Origin of the sequence: Mucilaginibacter sp., from assembly GCF_965277465.1 — a bacterium.
GTDB lineage: Bacteria > Bacteroidota > Bacteroidia > Sphingobacteriales > Sphingobacteriaceae > Mucilaginibacter.
Genome location: NZ_CBDICW010000001.1, coordinates 429,516 through 447,773, shown reverse-complemented (window position 1 = coordinate 447,773; position 18,258 = coordinate 429,516). Strand labels below are relative to the sequence as shown.

The 18,258-nt window shown below is 39.6% G+C and carries 14 protein-coding genes; 8 read left to right on the top strand and 6 right to left on the bottom strand.

Annotation, left to right across the window (positions count from 1 at the left end; all coding sequences use genetic code 11):
- Window positions 1-44: 44 nt before the first annotated feature.
- Window positions 45-662: a DUF1295 domain-containing protein gene (locus tag ACQY4U_RS02000; RefSeq protein WP_428327693.1), complete on the top strand. Its 618-nt coding sequence runs from the start codon at window positions 45-47 to the stop codon at window positions 660-662.
- Between the two features lie 143 nt (window positions 663-805).
- On the opposite strand, the gene ACQY4U_RS01995 is transcribed toward ACQY4U_RS02000, so the two are convergent.
- From ACQY4U_RS01995 to ACQY4U_RS01985, 3 genes are all read right to left on the bottom strand, one after another.
- Complete coding sequence (locus ACQY4U_RS01995; protein WP_428327691.1) at window positions 806-931, bottom strand: winged helix-turn-helix transcriptional regulator; 126 nt, start codon at window positions 929-931, stop codon at window positions 806-808.
- Between the two features lie 52 nt (window positions 932-983).
- Window positions 984-1,730, bottom strand: coding sequence for an SDR family NAD(P)-dependent oxidoreductase (locus tag ACQY4U_RS01990; RefSeq protein ID WP_428327690.1), 747 nt, complete (start codon window positions 1,728-1,730; stop codon window positions 984-986).
- Between the two features lie 140 nt (window positions 1,731-1,870).
- Entirely contained in the window at window positions 1,871-2,638 is a 768-nt protein-coding gene (locus ACQY4U_RS01985; RefSeq protein WP_428327689.1) for a glucose 1-dehydrogenase, read from the bottom strand.
- A gap of 244 nt (window positions 2,639-2,882) precedes the next feature.
- Between ACQY4U_RS01985 and ACQY4U_RS01980 the strand changes: the two genes are divergently transcribed.
- The gene (locus ACQY4U_RS01980) at window positions 2,883-3,461 is read left to right on the top strand and encodes a Crp/Fnr family transcriptional regulator (RefSeq protein ID WP_428327688.1); all 579 of its coding nucleotides are present in this window, start codon (window positions 2,883-2,885) and stop codon (window positions 3,459-3,461) included.
- 486 nt (window positions 3,462-3,947) lie between these two features.
- On the opposite strand, the gene ACQY4U_RS01975 is transcribed toward ACQY4U_RS01980, so the two are convergent.
- Window positions 3,948-6,800 (bottom strand): hypothetical protein, encoded by a 2,853-nt coding sequence (locus ACQY4U_RS01975; RefSeq protein WP_428327687.1) that lies wholly within the window; start codon window positions 6,798-6,800, stop codon window positions 3,948-3,950.
- A 691-nt stretch (window positions 6,801-7,491) separates the two neighbouring features.
- Here ACQY4U_RS01975 and ACQY4U_RS01970 point away from each other — a divergent pair.
- Window positions 7,492-8,196 carry a hypothetical protein gene (locus ACQY4U_RS01970; protein ID WP_428327686.1) on the top strand — a complete coding sequence of 235 codons (705 nt, stop codon included), beginning with the start codon at window positions 7,492-7,494 and terminating at the stop codon, window positions 8,194-8,196.
- A 369-nt stretch (window positions 8,197-8,565) separates the two neighbouring features.
- Here the strand turns inward: ACQY4U_RS01970 and ACQY4U_RS01965 are convergent, their stop codons facing one another.
- Window positions 8,566-9,543: a metallophosphoesterase gene (locus ACQY4U_RS01965; protein ID WP_428327685.1), complete on the bottom strand. Its 978-nt coding sequence runs from the start codon at window positions 9,541-9,543 to the stop codon at window positions 8,566-8,568.
- 425 nt (window positions 9,544-9,968) lie between these two features.
- On the opposite strand from ACQY4U_RS01965, the gene ACQY4U_RS01960 reads away from it, so the two are divergent.
- The 5 genes from ACQY4U_RS01960 to ACQY4U_RS01940 all read left to right on the top strand — a co-directional run bounded on the left by ACQY4U_RS01960 (window position 9,969) and on the right by ACQY4U_RS01940 (window position 16,893).
- Window positions 9,969-13,340 (top strand): SusC/RagA family TonB-linked outer membrane protein, encoded by a 3,372-nt coding sequence (locus ACQY4U_RS01960; RefSeq protein WP_428327684.1) that lies wholly within the window; start codon window positions 9,969-9,971, stop codon window positions 13,338-13,340.
- A 27-nt stretch (window positions 13,341-13,367) separates the two neighbouring features.
- The gene (locus ACQY4U_RS01955) at window positions 13,368-14,999 is read left to right on the top strand and encodes a SusD/RagB family nutrient-binding outer membrane lipoprotein (protein ID WP_428327683.1); all 1,632 of its coding nucleotides are present in this window, start codon (window positions 13,368-13,370) and stop codon (window positions 14,997-14,999) included.
- A gap of 71 nt (window positions 15,000-15,070) precedes the next feature.
- A complete protein-coding gene (locus tag ACQY4U_RS01950; RefSeq protein ID WP_428327682.1) occupies window positions 15,071-15,892 on the top strand; it encodes a tyrosine-protein phosphatase in 822 nt (273 codons plus the stop codon).
- Between the two features lie 33 nt (window positions 15,893-15,925).
- The gene (locus ACQY4U_RS01945) at window positions 15,926-16,354 is read left to right on the top strand and encodes a GNAT family N-acetyltransferase (RefSeq protein ID WP_428327681.1); all 429 of its coding nucleotides are present in this window, start codon (window positions 15,926-15,928) and stop codon (window positions 16,352-16,354) included.
- A 2-nt stretch (window positions 16,355-16,356) separates the two neighbouring features.
- Window positions 16,357-16,893 (top strand): DUF6886 family protein, encoded by a 537-nt coding sequence (locus tag ACQY4U_RS01940; RefSeq protein ID WP_428327680.1) that lies wholly within the window; start codon window positions 16,357-16,359, stop codon window positions 16,891-16,893.
- A gap of 50 nt (window positions 16,894-16,943) precedes the next feature.
- Here the strand turns inward: ACQY4U_RS01940 and ACQY4U_RS01935 are convergent, their stop codons facing one another.
- Window positions 16,944-18,206 carry an NAD(P)/FAD-dependent oxidoreductase gene (locus ACQY4U_RS01935; RefSeq protein ID WP_428327679.1) on the bottom strand — a complete coding sequence of 421 codons (1,263 nt, stop codon included), beginning with the start codon at window positions 18,204-18,206 and terminating at the stop codon, window positions 16,944-16,946.
- Window positions 18,207-18,258: the final 52 nt, after the last annotated feature.

Below are 18,258 nucleotides of genomic sequence, written 5' to 3'. Positions count from 1 at the left end.
TTATAAGTTAAAATATTTTTCAAAATCATTCATCTTAAAATCAAATGAAAGTATCAGTTAATGCAACAATCAATACCCATAAAATATTAGTTACTCCGCTCGTATTATTAATGATGTGGTATTTTAATAACTGGAGCGCAGCAGCGTTTCTATATCTTAGTCTCCACGGGACTTATACCATGTTATGGCTTGTCAAGCAAAACATTTATCCTGACAAAAATTTCGGGCAAAAAATACCGTTAAGAGCGGCCATCGTGCTATTTATACTTCTGGAAGGCTATTGCCTTGCACCCTATTTATTAATTTCACAACATAGCGAAGTTCCGCAATGGGCTTTTGCGGTCGCTCCCTGTATTTTCGTAATTGGCATCTTTTTCCATTATGTGGGTGATGCACAAAAGTACTTTGTTTTAAAGGTTCAAAAAGGACTGATTGAAGATGGTCTTTTCACCACAACAAGAAATCCCAATTATTTGGGTGAAATCTTGATTTACCTAGGTCTAACCTTATTATCCTGGCACTGGCTTCCGTTATTGAACCTGGGCGGGTGGATAATTTATTTCTTTTACAATATGAATAAGAAGGATCAATCCATGTCAAGGCATGACGGTTTTGCAAATTATAAAGCCCATACAGGTCAATTATTCCCCCGTATTTTTTAATATTAAAGCAGATTTAAGACAAGATGACAATCTTTATCGCTTGCGTTGGTCCGGATTTCTAATTTTTGACCAACGCAAATACAGATTTGCAAACCATTTGCAAAAATTAACAATTAAAGATAATTTTCTGAGCATAGGACCGACTACGATAAAAATATTTCAGCCCACTTTTCAAGTTCTGCAATGACATCTTTTAGCGCCCGACTTTTTTCAGTTAGGGAATTTTCAACAGTGGGCGTAACGGTTGCGTAAGCCTTACTGTTTATCAATCCTTAAGCTTCCATTTTATTCAGTTCTTTTACTTATCATATTCCGCAGATATCAAACATTACTGATTCCCCCGTCGACAACCACATCAGATCCAGTCATGAAAGAACTCTCATCAGAGGCAAGAAAAACTGCTGCTGCCGCTGCTTCCTCTACACGCCCAAGTCTAAGCATTGGGACGAAATTTGCGTAATACTTCTGAAGAGCGTCAAGCTCTTCAGAAGTATTTGCCTGGGCTTCCATAATTGCAGTGGGAAATGGACCCGGGCTTAAAAGGTTGGCGCGAATACCGTTATCTTTAAACTCTGCTGCCCAGGTACGTACAAATGACCGCAGCGCCGCTTTAGCACCGGCATAAGCAGAGTGGTTGGCAAGGCCCATATAATGCATCGCCGAAGAAACGAGAATGATTGAACTTCCGCTATCCATTAGCGGTAGCATTTTTTGCGTAAGGAATAGAGGGCCTTTGGCCATCAAATCAAATGTGCGGTCATAATGATCCTCTGTAATTTCACGAAGCGGGACTTGCTCAGTAAATCCTGCATTCGACACCAAAATGTCTACTTTACCTTTTGCTTTCCTGACAACATCAGTGACATGATCAAGGTCTTTCAGATTCGAGGCATCGGCCTGAATGGCTGTAACATTGCCGCCGATAACTCTGACCGCTTCATCTAAGGCATCTCTTCTTCTGCCGAAAATAAATATTTCCGCGCCTTCTTCTACAAAACGTTTGGCAATGGCAAGTCCAATGCCACTTGTGCCGCCGCTGATAACGGCTATTTTATCTTTTAATCTCATTTTAGGATTCTTTTTAAAATGCAAATACGCTTGCAAGTTGGTTAAGTTGATAAGGACATTAGCGCAAAGACACTCAATTGCCCCTGCGCTAAACTTCCTAAAGCAAACGGAATCTGTCACTTCTTTGTAGGGTTATGATCTTACTTAAACGGCTGAAGGTTAACCGAGCCTCCATCGACAAGAATCTCGGTGCCAAGCACAAATGATGATTCGTCTGAACCCAAAAACACAACTGCCTTTGCGACATCGAGGGGTTGTCCTATACGGCCCATTGGGATGCCTTGCACTAACTGCTTTTTAACGGCTTCAACCTGATCTGGCTCAACAAACTTCTCGAATACCGGTGTGTCAATAGCAGCAGGAGAAACCACATTAAACCTTATTTTGCGTTCCAGCAGATCAAGTGAAAAGCCCCTGGCCCACGCAATGAGCGCAGCTTTTGCACCGCCGTATAGCGATAATGCAGGTAAACCAATGTGTGCCGCGTTCGAACCGATCATTACGACCGAGCCGCCGTCATTCATATAAGGAAGCGCTTTATGAATTGTAAAGTAAACGCTTTTCAAATTCAGGTCCATCGTCTTGTCATAATCGGCCTCACCAATTTCCGCTACTGATCCCAATTTTGCCCCGGTGGCCGCACCGCCGGCATTGGCAACCACGATATCTATCTTTCCGAATTTTTCATGTGTCTGCTTAAATACACGGTCAAGATCTTTCTGATTGGTCACATCCGCTTTAATTGCGATAAAGCTATCGCCAAGCTGTGCTAAAGAACTGTCCAGGGTTTCCTGCGTGCGACCGACAATTACTCCTTTAGCTCCCTCTAAGAAAAACTCTTTAGCGATACCAAATCCGATGCCGCTATTTCCGCCGGTTATAACGGCTACTTTATTTTTTAGTCTCATGATCTTAATATTTAATTTGGGACAAAGGTCGACTAATGAGTTCATGTGGGACAAGGAGATATGACGTAAAATACGCGTGATAAATGTCACGGTTATTCCTTTTCGACGTAGTATTGCCAATTGACAACTACAGACTTGAAAAGATCGATTATTTGATAACCGAATCAATTGCTTTAATAACTGTACATTCAGTTTTATTGCGCTTTAGGGCAATTTTAAATATTTTTGTAAAATACAAATGGGCATGTTTAAAGCATTCGAAAATTATTTAAGAGAAAGAGCAGATCTGAATGCGGATGAAATTGAAGCTATTCGGGTGGTTTGTATCGAAAGAAATATTAGAAAAAGACAATATCTTCTTCAGGAAGGTGATGTATGCCATTATAGCTGCTTTATTGTAAAAGGTTGCCTGCGTATGTACGGTGTGGGGGACAATGGCGTGGAGCATATCCTCCGTTTTGCCGTGGAAAACTGGTGGATGAGCGACCGGGAAAGTTTTAATAACGGTACGCCGTCCAAATGTAATATTGATGCTCTGGAAAACTGCGAGGTTATTTTGATTAATAAACCGGACTTTATCAATCTATTGACAACCATACCCAAATTCAAGAAATTTGTCGACAGCCTGTTAGCGAAGAGCTATGATGCCATTCAAAATCGGGTTATGAGCAATATTAGTTACACAGCAGAAGAAAAATATCAAAATTTCATCACCCGCTTTCCGGATATTTTTCATCGTATTCCTTTGCATATGATAGCCTCGTATCTTGGCGTTTCAAGAGAGACGCTGAGCCGGGTCAGAAGTCACTACGTTCAAAAATAGCTTAGTATTACCAGCATTAATTTATGCAACTTTTCTGCAAGTGTATTGTTGTACAAAGCTATATAAACAAAAACTTTAAGCTATAAAAATTTAGAAAAAGCATTCGAATATTTTCATCTTTAAATCGGGAGTTTCTAAAGCTGGAAAGTGCCCACGAAGGTTCTCGGCAAAACTATTGTACAATATATGTGCTTTTTTTTTGGGAAATGATGGCAAAATAGCGATCTTTACAACCTAAAATTTGCAATTAATCTGTATCAAAAAAGCGGTGAGTAATTCGGTGAGTACGTAATTTAAGCCACTATAAAATATTGAAAGTCACGGTATTGAGAGTACAAGGTTATTCTCGTCGGGACCACTAAAAACCCAGTAATCCCTCATAATTACTGGGTTTTTTGCGTAATAGGGGATATTTTAACGCTTCAAATTGAGTTCTAATGATTTTATTTAAGCCAATTTGACGTTTATTCTATTAAACTTTACGCTTTAATTAGTTCGTTTCGCCTTATCCTTTTTTGTGGCTATTGTGATCTTTCTTGTTTTATATCCAAGGCCGCCATTCATATCTGTGCCCTCTATAATGATCGTATAAGTTGTTGGTTTATCGGCTGCACAAAACCATACTTTCGCTTCCCCATTAGCATTTGTCACTATATTTGGCTCCCAGTCGATCGTTGACCGTAAATCCGGCGAATGCTTAAGCATATCTTGAACACTGTATTTTGGTTTGTAAAATTGTTTAGGCCAGCTAAGGGGTAAGGGTTTATAAAGATACATGCCGGGTGTGTTATCTATAATCGGGCCGTGACCCGAGCGGGTAGTTATTTCAACAAATGCTACATCATTTTGTGTAAGATCCATATCCATCAATAGTGCAGTTGGAAGGAACCGTCCTTTATATTTTGCACTGTATTGCGATGATGACATTAGCTCAATTCCTTTTATATCTTCAGCATTATGTGATTGCAAATAAGTTTTGAGTGTCGTGAAATCAAGCGATGGGTATATGTTATTTAAAAATACTCCGTCTATTGAAAAAAACACTTTTTGAAAGTGGATATAAAACCAACGCGGATAGTGAGGTGGTAATTCCATTTCCCTGAAACCTTTAACATTTTCTTCAAGTAGTTGAAACCAATTTTTCTTTAGTGCTTTTTCCAAATCTTTCTCATCCATCACCATATCTGCACTGCCTGGTCCATTTAAATTTTGTGAGCCTTTGACTATTTTCTTTTCTGATATTTTTACTTCTTTCAGTATGTGCCCGCCCAAAGGCAAATATTCTTGTTGTGTAACTAATGAATTATTTTTAGAATAGGTAAGCAGGGTGGTGTCAGTATCTATATACCAGGGTATTATTGCAGGTGTATTTATCTTGGGAAAAATAAACGGTTCCGTTTCATCTATAGCAATGCCAACATTAAAACTTTTTCCATTTTTATTTACTGCTTTCAATACGAATATTGGTGTATCAGCTCTTGGGAAATGATGAAAAGTAAACCTGCCATAGTTGTCAGTTATTGTGTCCATTAAGATGGACGGGGATTTTGAAAATAAAAGTACATTAGTTCCCTTAACAGGCTTATGAAACAAGTTAAAAACGTGTCCGTTTACTGCAATTTCATGCTCGGGTTGGTATGTTAAGGTGTGTGGATTAAATTTAAGCTCCCAATCATATCCTACCCAACCCTGTGTTAGCAGCAGATTGTCAAGTGCTTGCCAGGATTCGGCGGTTTTTGATAGTAAATAATAGCCGGGCTGATCAATATATCCCTTTAATTCCGGAGTTAGTAGCATTTGGGTGAATATATCTGCATTGTTTAATGTATCTGTTTTAACCAATGCATCGTCAGTAACAGCCATCGAAAAATTTCCGGCAATTGGTTTTCCCGCTTTATCTGTGACGTTTATTTTTAGCGCTATACTATCCCGGGGAGCGTAATTTGATTGGTCTGGTTTGAATTCTATATTAAAATTATCATGATGATCGATATAAATCATCCGGTCGTGCAATGGTCGTTTGTCGGCAGTCATCACCTCTAAATGTGTTATGCCAGTTGGAAATAGACTTTTCGCAATTTTTCTTTTGATAAAGCCACCATCATTAAAGTTGAAAATAGCCGCATAACATATAACACCACGCGCTTTACCAATTAAAAAATAACTATTGTTGTGACGAGTGAGGTCATTGGTGGCAAAAACAGATACTTCCAATGAATCACTTTGCAGTAGGTTTCCTATTCTTAAGGAAGTACCAGAAGCTTTTATAACTGGTAAAGGGTATTCTTTAGTAGTACCATTGGGAAGGGTTACTTTTGCTGTATATGTTTCGCCATTTTGCACGGCCAGGTCAAAGCTGCCCATGCCATAGCGAAAGGTTTTGAATTCGGCTACCTGTTTTTTGTCATGCGTGGTAATTATACCCGAAACAGCGATCCCTTTACCATCTTCGCCAATGGCTTTAAAACCTACATGTGCAGTTAAACCGGCCACAAGGTATCCTCCTTCTGGCAGAAATTGAACGTCTATATCTTGTGGTAAATTTAAAATAACGGGTATAACTGCCTTTTTACCAGCAGGTATACTTTCGGCAATAATACTTAAGTTACGGGCTTTGTTTGGGGCCTTGAAATTTACATTTAGTAAACCGTTATTATCAGTTTGCATAACTTGTTTGTACAGGTGTTTTTCGCCTGCCATTACCTGCAATCGTACTGTTTTGTTGGCAGCCGGTATTTTGTTTATATCGTTAAGCAATAACTTAACTTTTACAGTATCACCGTTACGTGTTGGTTCATTCAACTGCTTATTTATCAGCCATTCGTTTTCGCCGCTACCTGCGATGTAAAAGCTTTTGCTAAAGAAGTGCTCCTGCCCCAAATTACGCATCCAGTTTGTGTAGGCGTGGATAGTGTAAGACCCCGGGATAAAACCTTCTTTTTCGCTAAGGCTCAGGTTTCCCCAACCAAGGCCGTTTTGTACAGGTATCCTGTAATGTTTAATCAACGTGCTGCTGTCGTTGGCTATGTCTATATTGATGATACCGCTTTTGTCGGATGCAGTTAAAAAAGAATTTAAAAGGTACGTCTTAAACCATATGGTATCGCCAATGGCATAATAAGGTTTGTCAAATTGCAAGTAGATTTTTTCATTAGGGGCTATTTTATTAAGGCTATCGTACGAGGTTTTTATCTTTAAAAGTGTGTCGTGCAATTGCTTCGACTGGCTTAAAGCGACATGATGGCTAACTGAAAGACAAAAAATGATGATAAAAATTTTATTAACTGCTTTAAAGTTCAGTGAGGCAATTCTCATCAATATTTTAAAACGAGTTTTCATATCAGTAATGTTGATTCCATTTTGCCTGTTTGATTTCTATTCTATAGCCTACCGAAGCATCCAGTTAGTCCTAATATAAGGTATAAATAAATTCAACTCAGATAATTTAAAATTTTAAATTCTACATAGAGTTACCTCCTTTTGGTCGCGACCACATTTATACCCATCCATGGGAACGTCATGGGAAATATTATTTAAAAGCTTTTAGATGAAAATCTAGAGGCTTTTTTGTTGAATTTATTATAACTTAGTAAACCATGCATGACAAACCGATTAAAAGGAAAAATATTTTAATATTTTTTTAGTGGTAGAGGCGTTTTTAATTTGGTTATATTTTTATGCACAACCTTTGTGTGAACCCTGTAAAGTAGGATCGCCATGCCCACCTTGTATATCTGAAAGTCAAAAAATAATCAGAGTAATAATTTTGTTGTTGCCCATTTTATTTACAGCTACTTTCTTTTACAAAAGAAAACTTACGACGAAAAATGCTAATTAATAATAGTGTTACGGATTGAATTAAAAATCATTCTCCAATCCCGCCGCACTATGCAAATCACCCATAAAAGAGTTCGAGTTTAGTAGTCTAAGGGCCACATTTACACCCATCCATAGGAGCGGTATGGGAAAGATTAGAAAGCCTTTAGATTAAAGTCAGGGCCTTTTTATTTTTCTTTTGTAGCATAGTATTATGCTTAAAACCTTAATTGCAATATTGCTTTCATCAATAATTCTTGTTTTCCAATTTGGATGTAAATTCAAAAAAGAACAACAGCACAACACGGGCAAAAAAGAATTTGAAGGGGTAGTTACTTATCATGAAATTAGCAAAATCAGTGATGGGCATATTAATATAGATGATACTGTGCAATTGTTTTATGCTAACGGAAATTATGTTAACATTCATTCAGACGCATCGCCAATGCCTCACATAGTTAAAGATTATTATTTTGGAGAGAAGCCATTACGCTTATTTATGCTGAATACTTCGGATACCTTATATCAAGTCAACCTGAATTTTCCAGTTGAAAAGCTGGACAACTTTAAAGTAAAAAAGATTAATGATCAAATATTTTCAAAAAAGTGTGAAAGCATCGAATTAAGCTCCAAGTATCCCGGAAAAGACTCCACCACTTACACAGATTTTGTCTTTGTATTTTCAAGAGGCTATTTAAATATTGATAAAGAACATTTTAAAAACTGGAATCTTGGATTCTTTAACAAAGTCACCGAAGAGTCGGGTGCCTTTTATTTGAAATTTAAAGCAGTTCATTATGGCAGTTCGCACAAAAATATTTTATCAATTAAAACGTATGATGTTATAGCTGTAAAAGAACAAACTGTCGATCCAATACTGTTTGAAATTGATGTTTCGAAAGTTAAAGAATATAAATAATTATCAAAAAAACAAATACTAAAAATTGCTGATAATCATCCTCTAAACCTGTCTCACAATGCAAATCAGCCATAAAAGAGTTCGAGTTTTGTAGTCTAATTAAGAGGCTATATACGTATTAGACCAAACTATTAATTATATTTTATTTGCTTTTCTTTTTTTGACGATCTTCCCAATCAGCCAAAAGATAGATATTATAACTATCAAAGTTATTATCGACCAAATTATCAATCCTGTTTCTGGTGTCATAGTTATTGATTTCTATATTTGGTTTTCGGTTTATCCTTTTGTCCTTCTCCGCTCCCGCGAGTTTTCAACTCGTAATTAAACAGCGTTATACCGCAAGGCTTTCTACCTGATCATTTTCGATCAGGCTTTTTTCAATTCTGTTTCATACAGCACCGTTCCCTGCATGTTGATCACTTTAGCATGGAACCTGTTTTTATCTACCGAAAAATACATAAAGCCGTGTTCTGAGGCCTGGAAGCGGCTATAAGGAATGCCGGTATGTACCGGGGTAAGCTCCGAACCGGCGCCTGATATAAACTGATGCGTGTAACCTTCGGGCTTTAAATGCTGTAAAGAGTGATCGTGCCCCGAAAGAAAAACATCAACCTTATGCTTTTCAAACACATCGGCCATTACTTTTCTTACGGTTAATGTATCATAGTTATTTATACGCGGGCCTACAGTGTAAAAAGGGTGATGGCCCACAACAATTTTCCATTTTATATTTGCGGCGGCGTTGGCCAGGGTATCATTTATCCAGTCGAGTTGTTTGGCAACATAGTCTTTTTTTGTTTCAAACAGCACGGGGTCGGTATCTATCATCACAAAAAGCGCCTTATCATTTTCGCTGCCAAGCGCCACTTCCTTAGTATAATACTTAGCCGGCATGTTCCAGCGGCGGCTTACTTTGCTGTACCTCACCTGGGCATCCGGGTCTGTCCCGTAATCATGATTACCTAAAATCAGGAACCAATCGCATTGCAAAGAATGTGCTGTATATATGTTTTCGAACGAATAATGAAACTGAGGATCGTTTTCGCTGATTACGCCTAAAGGGTAAAAATTATCGCCTACTGAAATTACAAAATTGTTGGGATGCGCCGCTCCCCATAAGCCCATTTGCTTGGCAACCTCCTGCTGATCATATTCGCCATTGCGCCCCCAATCGCCAACGGCCATAAAATTTAAGGGGAAATCATTGCTTAGTGCGGCACGCGGAGTTACGTCGTCGCTGCTTAAATGTGTAACCGGCATTTCAGCTAATGCGCTTAGCGGTGCTACCAAAGAGGTACCTATGGCCGTTAAAGCGGCATTTTTAACAAAATCTCTGCGTTTCATGCGTAATTATTTAAGGGGTATTTAAAAAATAGTTTACCGCTGGCTAACTTATTAAACATACATAGGTATAGGAATAAGGAATTGTTAAGGAATTATAAATTAGTTACCGATACGGAATTGGCATTAAAAAAATATCCGTTTAACCGCGAAATTAAATAGTATAACAGGCTGGCGCCACATTGATATTAGGAGCAATACTGAATAATATATGATTAATAATATTTAATAGATGGAATGCAATAAAATCCGGTTTGCGTAAAAGCTAAAATATTGCTTACTGATTATTTAATAATATAAGGGTTATATAACGTTAATATTTGTTGGATTTTGGCCTGTTTATTTAGAATTTGTTAACTTTTTGATATTGTAACACGCCTGTTACGATAACAACGCGGGGGTAATTTTGTGCGATAAATAAATCGCAAATGAAAAGAAACTTACTTAAAAATTCACGGTCGCTACTATTAATGGTGGCCTTGCTTATGCTCTGCGGCAGTCTTTTTGCCCAAACCATACCGGTTAGGGGGATTGTTTTAGACAACAACAACCAGCCTTTACCAGGTGTTACAGTTGTTATAAAAGGTAGCGTTAAAGGCACTGTTACAGGTGTTGAAGGGCGTTTTACCATAGCTGTTGAAAAAGGGCAAACGCTTGTTTTCAGATCAATAGGTTATGTAACCCAGGAGTCTGTTATTAATGATGCCTTTGTATCTATCCAGCTTGCGCAGGATAGCAAAGCGCTAACCGAGGTTGTAGTTACAGCCTTAGGTGTAAAAAAAGAATTTCAAAAACTTGGTTACTCACAATCGCAGGTTAAAGGCGACGAGATGACCACCGCAAGGGATGCAAATCCTTTAAACTCCTTATCGGGTAAAATTGCCGGTTTAAATATTGGTGCCAATGCTGAATTTGGCGGCGCACCAACCGTTGTTTTACGTGGTAGTAAAGACATCCTTTACGTAGTAGATGGCGAGCCGGTGGAATCAGACACTTACGATTTCAACGCTGATGACATTGATACCTATACTGTTTTGAAAGGCCCAAATGCGGCGGCTCTTTACGGTTTTAGAGGTATTAACGGTGCCATTATTATCACTACTAAAAAAGGTACTAAAGATAAAAAAGGCTGGCAAATTGATTTTAACAGCACAACCGAAGCTGAAAAAGGCTTTTTAGTATTGCCACAAAGCCAAACACAATATGGCCGCGGAACAGGTTTTGCTTACACTTACGGTAACGTATTGTATGATAACACCCAGCGTTTACCTGAGTGGGGTCCACGTTTTGATGGCGTGTTCCAAACACAGCAGTATGACAGCCCTTATGATTTGGTAACAGGTATAAGACAAAAAACACCTTGGCTTGCCCGTGGTGCCAACAACTTCAATAATTTTGTTCAAACCGGTTACACTACTACCAATACATTATCGGTAGCAGCCAGCGGATCGAACTATGATATTCATACGTCATACGGCCACACCTATCAGCAGGGCGATTTCCCTAACACTAAATTAAACATTGATAATTTTAAATTATCTGCCGGGTATGATATTTCGCCTAAACTTCGTGTGGATGCAGATTTAAACCTTAATGAGCAATATTCGCCAAACATTCCGGATGTTGATTATAGCCCGCAAAGCTATGTTTACATGTTTAAGGTTTATGGATCGGCAGATTATGATGTAAGATCATTAAAAAATGTTTACCAGGGTCCACAAGGCGTACCCGGATTAACCCAATATGCACAGGAATACGGCCGTTTGAATAACCCTTATTTTGTTGCCGACCAATGGTTAAAAGGTAGAACAAAAGAAACTATTTACGGATCATTGAAGCTGACGTACAAATTCACTAAGGATTTGAGTTTAAGCGTACGTTCAGCCCTGGATACTTATAACGAAACCAATACGGAGGATGTACCTGCAGGTGCCAACCTTAACCAATACCTACCATGGTATAAGTTTGGCTGGTATGGTGATTATCGCGAAGACCGCCGTAATTTGCTGGAAAACAATACAGATGTGTTGTTAAACTACAACCATAAATTTGGTAGCTGGAATGTTTCGGCCTTAGGTGGTGCTAACGAACGTTCATTTACTTACAATTCTGAGTGGGCTACTACTCAAAACCTGTCATTACCTGGTGTTTATAACCTGAATAACTCTGCATCAAAGCCATATTCGTACAATTTTGATTCGAAAATGCAGGTTAACAGCGCTTATTATTCATTTGATGCTGGTTACAAAAACTATTTCAACATCAATACTACTGGCCGTGTAGATCACCTTTCTACGCTTCCTTCAGGTAATAACACCTTCTTTTACCCATCTGTTTCATTAAGCAGTGTATTAACTGATTACTTTAAATTACCTGAATTTATTTCGTTCCTGAAAATTCGTGGTTCATTTGCTGACGTAAAAGGCGGTTTAACTTCACCAACTATCGGAAGCTCGTACAATGCTTTGCAATCAACAGCTTTAGGTACCGGCTGGAACTCAAAACCAGTTAGTGGTTTATTAGGTTACGGATCAGAACTTTATACCCCGTATAATGGTCCAACTTATGTAAATGAATCGCCAAATGCATCAACCACTTATTACAATGGTACTGCATCGGTTTCCTTATCTAATACCATTGCAAATGCTAAGATCAAGCCTTATGATGTTCAATCTTACGAGGCTGGTTTCGACGCGAAATTTTTAGGTAACAGGTTGGGTTTAAACGCAACTTATTTTACTACAACCAATGGTCCTAATATTTTCCAGTTGCCGGTATCGTCAGCAACAACCTTTAGCAACCAGTTGGTAAACGGTGTTACTACACTTAAAAAAGGTTTCGAAATTGAATTGATGGGAAGTATCCTGAAAAATGCTGATGGCTTAAACTGGGATATTAACGCCAACTATTCTACCTATAAAGAAACCCTTAAAGAGATTTACGGCGCGCAAACTTTATTGCAGCAAAATGGTCACAACTACAAAGTTGGTGACAGGTTAGATGATATCTACGGAACTAAATTTGTAAGGGACGGAAGCGGAAACATCATTAACAGTTATTCGGTTGATGGAACTGGTAAAGTAACCGGTGGTTTGCCTATCTCATCACCAGGTGGTATTGCAAATAACGGTTTCCTGGGCCATGCTAATCCTGATTTTTCATTCGGTATTACCAACAGCTTCCGTTACAAAAACTTCTCGTTAAGCTTCCAGTTTGATGGCCGTATAGGCGGTAAGATCTATGACAGAACTTATTACCAGGCAATGAATGGTGGTACAGCAATTGAAACAGCAACAGGCGCTTATGGTGCAGCACGTTTAGCTGAATGGAACAGTACAAAAGAAGGTACACAATCTGCAACGCCGGCATTTGTTGGCCCGGGTGTACATATTGTAAGCGGAACACCTACTTATGCTAACGGACAGATCACTAACCTTAGCCAGTTAACCTTTGCGCCAAACGTAACGCCTGTTACAGTACAGAGTTATATTTCAAGCGGCATCGCAGGTAACTTTGATGAGTATTACATGATCAGCCGCTCTTATGCAAAATTAAGAGAAGCTACTATTGGCTATTCACTGCCTGCAAGCATGTTGAAAGGTTCGTTCATCAAAAAAGTGAGTGTATCTATAGTTGGGCGTAACCTGCTGTACTTTGCAGCACGTAAAGACATTGACCTTGACCAGTATGCTTCGGGTTACAACGCTTCAGACCGTACCCTGGTTGGTACCAACGGAGGCAGCGATCTTGAAAGCCCAACCTCACGTCGTTACGGTTTCAACATCCATTTAACATTCTAATTGTGTAATCGATTTTAAAGAAAATTTATGAAGATAAAATCAATAATTCCATTCGCTCTATTGTTATCAATAGGCATGGTATCTATAACAGGTTGTCAGAAAGGAGATCTGATCGACAACCCGAATGTGGCAGGTGCCAGCTCAATAGTTCCACCTACTTTATTACTGAATGCATTAACAGCAAACTTAATCAGATCGGCAGAGCAGCCTTTTGCACAATCGCAGGTTGCCGCACAGTTTGACATAGCCAATTACTCTTACTACAGAGGTAGCAACAGCTACAACTTTGGTAATACTACTGATAGCTATGACATTTTAAAATATGCATTAAAGCTACAGCAGCAAACAACAGCACAGTTGGGTAATCAAACTAATAAATATTATGCATTAGGTCAGTTTTTTAAGGCCTATTCAGGTATATGGTTATCGCAGCGTGTTGGTGATATTCCTTTTTCAGCAGCAGGCAGTGTAAGCAACTTAACCCCTAAGTATGATACCCAGCACGATGTTTATAAAAGCGCACTTGCGTTGCTTGATAATGCTAATTCATTATTGGGGGCTCTTATAACCGCTAATCCTTCACTGGGTTCACAGGTACTTGATTCGGGCGATATTTATGGTTTTACCTATTTGCAGTGGCAAAAACTGATCAATACCTACCGTTTAAGGGTACTTATCAGCTTAAGCAAACGCGCTGCTGATAATTCAGATCTGGCAATACCAACCCAATTTGCAACAATCATCAATAACCCAACCCAGTATCCAATCATGACGTCAAATAATGATAACCTGGTTTATAAGTATAATGCTGTAAACAGGTATGCCACATTTGCACAGGGTTATGATCCTTACAACAACTATGCAAACGTAGGCAGTGTTTATATCAACCTGATGTCGTCAACTAACGATCCGCGCATATTTGCAGTTGCAACACCTGCACCTGCACAGGTAGCCGGTGGTAAAAATGTAAATGATTTTACAGCGTTTGTTGGTTCAGATCCTGATATCTCTCAGGCTGCCTTGTTAACAACATCAACAGCCGGTGGTTATTCGTTTTCAAACTTTACCCGTTATTACAGTTCAAACATTGGTGTAAATGCCGAGCCGTTTGTATTTATCGGTTACTCAGAAATGTGCTTTAACATTGCCGAAGCTGTAAACCTTGGATGGGTATCAGGCCAAAGTGCTGCAACATGGTACACAAATGGTATCAATGCATCTTTAGCTAATTATGGCATAACTGATGGGAAAGTGTTAACCATTACCTACCCGGTTTCATTAACCAGCGCGGTGCTTAACCCTAAGGGCCTAAAACAAGGCGATGTTTGGGGAACAGCAACCGTTAATCTTTCGGCCTTTTACGCCAGCGTAGCTTATGCAGGTAATACTGCTGCCGGCCTTAAACAAATATTAACGCAAAAGTATATCTCGTTAAACAACAACTCTGGTTGGGAAGCATTTTACAACTACCGCCGCACGGGTGTTCCGGCACTTGCACAAGGTGGTTCGGGTATTGGTACGCCTAACAATTTAATACCGCGCCGCTGGCAATATCCTGCTACCGAATCGGCCTATAATACAGCAAATTACCAATCGGCTTTAGGTTCACAATTTGGTGGTACCGACGACCCGACTAAAGATACCTGGCTTACAAAATAATGGATAAATAAATTTTTTTTAACGAGCAGGGGACTTTAGCCGGGGCCCCTGCTTTTTTAATTTTAATAATTATGAAAAAGAGGATATTATTTTTTGGTGCGCTGCTGATAGCAGGAAGCACCTTTGCACAAGTTGCAGATAGTGTAAAAAGACATGTAGTTTTGCAGGGGGCTGCAAATTTTCGCGATTTAGGCGGATACAAAACAGTCGACGGCCACCATGTTAAATGGGGAGAGATTTACAGGAGCGCCGACATTAGTAAACTTACCGATGCCGACCTTTTGGTTTTAAAAAACAAGGGCATCAGTTGCGATGTTGACTTGCGCGGGCACCAGGAATCGGCAAAAGCCCCGGATCGCATCATCCCCGGAGTTGATTATATATTGAGTCCTGCCGGAAGCGATGGCCTTAACGATTGGATGAAGGGCATTGCCAAATTAAAAGGCAACGCAGGCGATTCTGTAATGGTAGCCTATTATAGTAATACCGATTCGCTTGCTGCGCGGTACAAACCGTTTTTTAGTAAACTGCTTGATTTGCCAACAGATAAAAGCCTGCTGTTCCATTGCACAGCCGGTAAAGACCGTACTGGCATAGGTGCAGCTTTATTGTTGTATACTTTGGGCGTTCCTTACAATACTATAATGCAGGATTACCTGGCTACCAATTATTACCGTACTGCCGAAAACGAGAAAATGATTTCGGGAATGGTAGGCATGATGCACATGGATAAGGATGTAGCCACAGATATGCTGCAAGCTAAAAAGGAATACTTGGATGCTACCTTTAACGCGCTTAAAAAGCGTTATGGATCTGTAGATAATTTTTTGACGGTTGAGGTTGGCCTTGACGCGCAAAAAAGGCAAACGCTTAAAAATAAATTTTTAGAGTAAATATTTATTTTTAAGCGTTATTAATATCATAAGATGATCAGAAATGCGATGATAACAGATGCAGCGGCGATCCGGTTGTTACTTGATCAGTTGGATTACCCAACGGAAGACGGGTTTGTGGCGGGTAAACTACCCGAAATGATGGCCCACCCCGATCAGGAGTTGCTGGTATATCAGCAAGGCGAGGATGTTGCAGGCTTTGTTTCGCTCCACTTTGTACCACAAATAGGTTTGCAGGGTGCATTTGCTATTATTTGTTACTTCGCTATTGATAAAGCTTATCGCAGTAAAGGAATCGGCGCTAAACTTGAAGCGCATTGCATCCAGCTGGCCAAACAACGCAAATGCGACAGGATACAGGTGCACTGCCATATCAGGCGCGAAGATGCACACCGGTTTTATGAGCGACAAGGTTTTAAAGAAACAAGAAAGTATTTTACAAAAGATTTGAAAACCAGTTAGCGATGGTTTCATTAAAAAGGCCTGAACGGCTTTTTCACGTTAGCGAAGAGTCCGGTATAAAGGAGTTTATACCAAGGCCTTCGCTATTTTTTATTGAAGGCATTAAAGGCGATGTTGTTTTTGCCATTACTGAAAGCTTGCTGCATAATTATTTATTGCCACGGAATTGCCCCCGGGTAACTTTTTATCAATCACCTGCCACAAGCCCGGCGGATAAAGAAAGGTTTATGGGAGGTATTAGTGCAGGGCATGTTATTATAGTTGAATCCGGGTGGTATGAGGCCATCAGGGCAACAACTTTATATTGTTATGAGTTTTCTCCGGATACCTTTTCTTTGATAGATGAATGTGCCGGTTATTACATTTCGTATGAGCCTTTAAAACCTGTAAACGTTAAGAAAATAGAAAACATACTCCCCGAATTGCTTACCAGGGATATTGAATTGCGTTTTACGCCCTCGCTAATTGAAATTGCTGCCAAAGTAAGTGCATCAAGCCTTAACTTTTCACTCATCCGGATGCGTAACGCAAAAAAGTAAAAGGATATTGGCCGATTAAATAGAGTCACAAGGCAAAGCTATTTTCTAAACTAATTCCCAGTTTTTGTTGAAGAAGGCCGTATAATCATCCGTAAGGATTGATCGCCTGTGAAATAGGCTACCATCCAGTTATAGAAAGTTTTTGCACGGTTACGGTGTTTAATAAGCGATACAAGGTGGATAAACAGCCACATTAACCAGGCTACAAAGCCCGAAAAATGTATTTTAGGTTTAGGGAGATCAGCAACGGCTTTGGTTTTGCCAATAATTGCCATTGAGCCTTTGTCAAAATATTTAAATGGCTGCATGGTAAGTCCTTTAGCCATTAAGGTGAAATTTTTAGCCAGGGTTTTCCCCTGCTGTATGGCAACCTGTGCTACCTGCGGATGGCCACCGGGATAGTTTTTATCAGTTGTTTGCATGCAGGTATCGCCAATAGCATAAATGTTTGCTGTCCCGCTAACGTGGTTAAACTCATCTACCATCATTCTTTTGCTTGCGCTGTAACAAGAATCAGGGATGCCCTCAAATTTTTTGGCAGATACGCCTGCCGCCCAGATCAGGGTCTTAGATTCAATAACCTCGCCATTATCAAGGTAAACCATATCGCCGGTGTAATCTTTTACATGTACACCTAATTTAACGGTCACCCCAAGTCTGGTCAGCGTATTATAGGCATATTGCTGGGAGGCATCGCTCATCGGTTTCAGTAATGCCTTCCCACCGTCAACAAGATAAATTTTAGTATCCAGGCCGGCCAGCTCGGGGTATTCTTTGTAAATAATGGTTTTCATCTCGGCAAACATCCCCGATACCTCTACCCCAGTAGGGCCTCCTCCGGCTATAACTATGGTCAGGTATTTGTCTTTAACATCGTTGGGTGCTATAGCGGCTTCTTCCATTTGTTGCAGCAGGGTGTTGCGCATTTCAACCGCGTCGTTCAGCGTTTTCATGGGTATGGCATTTTTGCGCACATTCTCCATACCAAAATAGCTGGTTTCGGCACCGGTGGCAAAAACCAGGTAATCATAGCTTAGTTCGCCATCTTCAAGTATAATTTTGTTTTCGGCGGCCATCACTTCTTTTAACGTTCCTAAACGAAAATGCAGGTTGGCTTTACCATAAAATAATTTGCGGAAGGGGTAGCTAATACTGGTAGGTTCCAAAAATGCGGTTGCAACCTGGTATATCAATGGTGGGAAAAAATTATAGTTGTTGCGGTCAACTAAGGTAACCTCATAACTTTTATTGCCTGCTAAACCCAGTGCCAGGTTAACCCCGCCAAATCCGCCGCCGATGATGATGATTTTCATGGTAAGATAATTTAATATTGTGGATCCTGATTAAGTAAGAAGTGCTCAAAAA

Bases quoted from the DNA above. Each gene is read 5' to 3' on its own strand.
- ACQY4U_RS01935 (WP_428327679.1), bottom strand. From the start codon at position 18,206: ATGAAAATCATCATCATCGGCGGCGGATTTGGCGGGGTTAACCTGGCA.
- ACQY4U_RS01940 (WP_428327680.1), top strand. From the start codon at position 16,357: ATGGTTTCATTAAAAAGGCCTGAACGGCTTTTTCACGTTAGCGAAGAG.
- ACQY4U_RS01950 (WP_428327682.1), top strand. From the start codon at position 15,071: ATGAAAAAGAGGATATTATTTTTTGGTGCGCTGCTGATAGCAGGAAGC.
- ACQY4U_RS02000 (WP_428327693.1), top strand. From the start codon at position 45: ATGAAAGTATCAGTTAATGCAACAATCAATACCCATAAAATATTAGTT.
- ACQY4U_RS01970 (WP_428327686.1), top strand. From the start codon at position 7,492: ATGCTTAAAACCTTAATTGCAATATTGCTTTCATCAATAATTCTTGTT.
- ACQY4U_RS01960 (WP_428327684.1), top strand. From the start codon at position 9,969: ATGAAAAGAAACTTACTTAAAAATTCACGGTCGCTACTATTAATGGTG.
- ACQY4U_RS01990 (WP_428327690.1), bottom strand. From the start codon at position 1,730: ATGAGATTAAAAGATAAAATAGCCGTTATCAGCGGCGGCACAAGTGGC.
- ACQY4U_RS01945 (WP_428327681.1), top strand. From the start codon at position 15,926: ATGATCAGAAATGCGATGATAACAGATGCAGCGGCGATCCGGTTGTTA.
- ACQY4U_RS01965 (WP_428327685.1), bottom strand. From the start codon at position 9,543: ATGAAACGCAGAGATTTTGTTAAAAATGCCGCTTTAACGGCCATAGGT.
- ACQY4U_RS01975 (WP_428327687.1), bottom strand. From the start codon at position 6,800: ATGAAAACTCGTTTTAAAATATTGATGAGAATTGCCTCACTGAACTTT.
- ACQY4U_RS01985 (WP_428327689.1), bottom strand. From the start codon at position 2,638: ATGAGACTAAAAAATAAAGTAGCCGTTATAACCGGCGGAAATAGCGGC.
- ACQY4U_RS01980 (WP_428327688.1), top strand. From the start codon at position 2,883: ATGTTTAAAGCATTCGAAAATTATTTAAGAGAAAGAGCAGATCTGAAT.
- ACQY4U_RS01955 (WP_428327683.1), top strand. From the start codon at position 13,368: ATGAAGATAAAATCAATAATTCCATTCGCTCTATTGTTATCAATAGGC.